This is a genomic window from Pseudomonas fluorescens (genome assembly GCF_902497875.1).
GTDB lineage: Bacteria > Pseudomonadota > Gammaproteobacteria > Pseudomonadales > Pseudomonadaceae > Aquipseudomonas > Aquipseudomonas fluorescens_BR.
On the sequence record NZ_CABVHY010000074.1, the window covers coordinates 1 to 3,414 of the forward strand.

General features: G+C 51.3%; 2 tRNA genes and 2 rRNA genes. All 4 read left to right on the forward strand.

What is annotated here, in order from left to right:
* A 16S ribosomal RNA gene (locus F8N85_RS33455) occupies positions 1 to 328 on the forward strand; the annotation flags it as partial.
* An 83-nt stretch (positions 329 to 411) separates the two neighbouring features.
* Positions 412 to 488, forward strand: a tRNA-Ile gene (locus F8N85_RS33460).
* A gap of 30 nt (positions 489 to 518) precedes the next feature.
* A tRNA-Ala gene (locus F8N85_RS33465) sits at positions 519 to 594 on the forward strand.
* Positions 595 to 829: 235 nt separating this feature from the next.
* Positions 830 to 3,414: ribosomal RNA gene (locus F8N85_RS33470) — 23S ribosomal RNA — on the forward strand; the annotation flags it as partial.

Here is a 3,414-nt window from a genome sequence, read left to right on the forward strand (position 1 = left end):
GGCCTGGGCTACACACGTGCTACAATGGTCGGTACAGAGGGTTGCCAAGCCGCGAGGTGGAGCTAATCCCAGAAAACCGATCGTAGTCCGGATCGCAGTCTGCAACTCGACTGCGTGAAGTCGGAATCGCTAGTAATCGCGAATCAGAATGTCGCGGTGAATACGTTCCCGGGCCTTGTACACACCGCCCGTCACACCATGGGAGTGGGTTGCACCAGAAGTAGCTAGTCTAACCTTCGGGAGGACGGTTACCACGGTGTGATTCATGACTGGGGTGAAGTCGTAACAAGGTAGCCGTAGGGGAACCTGCGGCTGGATCACCTCCTTAATCGACGACATCAGCTGCTCCATAAGTTCCCACACGAATTGCTTGATTCATTGAAGAAGACGATAAAGAAGCAGCCCGAAATTGGGTCTGTAGCTCAGTTGGTTAGAGCGCACCCCTGATAAGGGTGAGGTCGGCAGTTCGAATCTGCCCAGACCCACCAATTTTGTGTGGGAAACGCCTGTAGAAATACGGGGCCATAGCTCAGCTGGGAGAGCGCCTGCCTTGCACGCAGGAGGTCAACGGTTCGATCCCGTTTGGCTCCACCACTTACTGCTTCTGACACGTAAAGCTTAGAAATGAGCATTTCCTTCGAATGAAGGCTAAATGTTGATTTCTAGTCTTTGATTAGATCGTTCTTTAAAAATTTGGGTATGTGATAGAAAGATAGACTGGACAACACTTTCACTGGTGTTGTTACAGGCTAAGGTAAAATTTGTGAGTAATTGCGAATTTTCGGCGAATGTCGTCTTCACAGTATAACCAGATTGCTTGGGGTTATATGGTCAAGTGAAGAAGCGCATACGGTGGATGCCTTGGCAGTCAGAGGCGATGAAAGACGTGGTAGCCTGCGAAAAGCTTCGGGGAGTCGGCAAACAGACTTTGATCCGGAGATGTCTGAATGGGGGAACCCACCTAACATAAGTTAGGTATCTTACGCTGAATACATAGGCGTAAGAAGCGAACCAGGGGAACTGAAACATCTAAGTACCCTGAGGAAAAGAAATCAACCGAGATTCCCTTAGTAGTGGCGAGCGAACGGGGACTAGCCCTTAAGTGGCTTTGAGATTAGCGGAACGCTCTGGAAAGTGCGGCCATAGTGGGTGATAGCCCTGTACGCGAAAATCTCTTAGTCATGAAATCGAGTAGGACGGGGCACGAGAAACCTTGTCTGAATATGGGGGGACCATCCTCCAAGGCTAAATACTACTGACTGACCGATAGTGAACTAGTACCGTGAGGGAAAGGCGAAAAGAACCCCGGAGAGGGGAGTGAAATAGATCCTGAAACCGTATGCGTACAAGCAGTGGGAGCCCACTTTGTTGGGTGACTGCGTACCTTTTGTATAATGGGTCAGCGACTTATTTTCAGTGGCGAGCTTAACCGAATAGGGGAGGCGTAGCGAAAGCGAGTCTTAATAGGGCGTCTAGTCGCTGGGAATAGACCCGAAACCGGGCGATCTATCCATGGGCAGGTTGAAGGTTGGGTAACACTAACTGGAGGACCGAACCGACTACCGTTGAAAAGTTAGCGGATGACCTGTGGATCGGAGTGAAAGGCTAATCAAGCTCGGAGATAGCTGGTTCTCCTCGAAAGCTATTTAGGTAGCGCCTCATGTATCACTGTAGGGGGTAGAGCACTGTTTCGGCTAGGGGGTCATCCCGACTTACCAAACCGATGCAAACTCCGAATACCTACAAGTGCCGAGCATGGGAGACACACGGCGGGTGCTAACGTCCGTCGTGAAAAGGGAAACAACCCAGACCGTCAGCTAAGGTCCCAAAGTTATGGTTAAGTGGGAAACGATGTGGGAAGGCTTAGACAGCTAGGAGGTTGGCTTAGAAGCAGCCACCCTTTAAAGAAAGCGTAATAGCTCACTAGTCGAGTCGGCCTGCGCGGAAGATTTAACGGGGCTCAAACCATACACCGAAGCTACGGGTATCACTTAGGTGATGCGGTAGAGGAGCGTTCTGTAAGCCTGTGAAGGTGAGTTGAGAAGCTTGCTGGAGGTATCAGAAGTGCGAATGCTGACATGAGTAACGATAATGGGTGTGAAAAACACCCACGCCGAAAGACCAAGGTTTCCTGCGCAACGTTAATCGACGCAGGGTTAGTCGGTCCCTAAGGCGAGGCTGAAAAGCGTAGTCGATGGAAAACAGGTTAATATTCCTGTACTTCTGGTTATTGCGATGGAGGGACGGAGAAGGCTAGGCCAGCTTGGCGTTGGTTGTCCAAGTTTAAGGTGGTAGGCTGAGATCTTAGGTAAATCCGGGATCTTAAGGCCGAGAGCTGATGACGAGTGTTCTTTTAGAACACGAAGTGGTTGATGCCATGCTTCCAAGAAAAGCTTCTAAGCTTCAGGTAACCAGGAACCGTACCCCAAACCGACACAGGTGGTTGGGTAGAGAATACCAAGGCGCTTGAGAGAACTCGGGTGAAGGAACTAGGCAAAATGGCACCGTAACTTCGGGAGAAGGTGCGCCGGTGAGGGTGAAGCATTTACTGCGTAAGCCCATGCCGGTCGAAGATACCAGGCCGCTGCGACTGTTTATTAAAAACACAGCACTCTGCAAACACGAAAGTGGACGTATAGGGTGTGACGCCTGCCCGGTGCCGGAAGGTTAATTGATGGGGTTAGCTAACGCGAAGCTCTTGATCGAAGCCCCGGTAAACGGCGGCCGTAACTATAACGGTCCTAAGGTAGCGAAATTCCTTGTCGGGTAAGTTCCGACCTGCACGAATGGCGTAACGATGGCGGCGCTGTCTCCACCCGAGACTCAGTGAAATTGAAATCGCTGTGAAGATGCAGTGTATCCGCGGCTAGACGGAAAGACCCCGTGAACCTTTACTATAGCTTTGCACTGGACTTTGAATTTGCTTGTGTAGGATAGGTGGGAGGCTTTGAAGCGTGGACGCCAGTTCGCGTGGAGCCAACCTTGAAATACCACCCTGGCAACTTTGAGGTTCTAACTCAGGTCCGTTATCCGGATCGAGGACAGTGTATGGTGGGTAGTTTGACTGGGGCGGTCTCCTCCTAAAGAGTAACGGAGGAGTACGAAGGTGCGCTCAGACCGGTCGGAAATCGGTCGTAGAGTATAAAGGCAAAAGCGCGCTTGACTGCGAGACAGACACGTCGAGCAGGTACGAAAGTAGGTCTTAGTGATCCGGTGGTTCTGTATGGAAGGGCCATCGCTCAACGGATAAAAGGTACTCCGGGGATAACAGGCTGATACCGCCCAAGAGTTCATATCGACGGCGGTGTTTGGCACCTCGATGTCGGCTCATCACATCCTGGGGCTGAAGCCGGTCCCAAGGGTATGGCTGTTCGCCATTTAAAGTGGTACGCGAGCTGGGTTTAGAACGTCGTG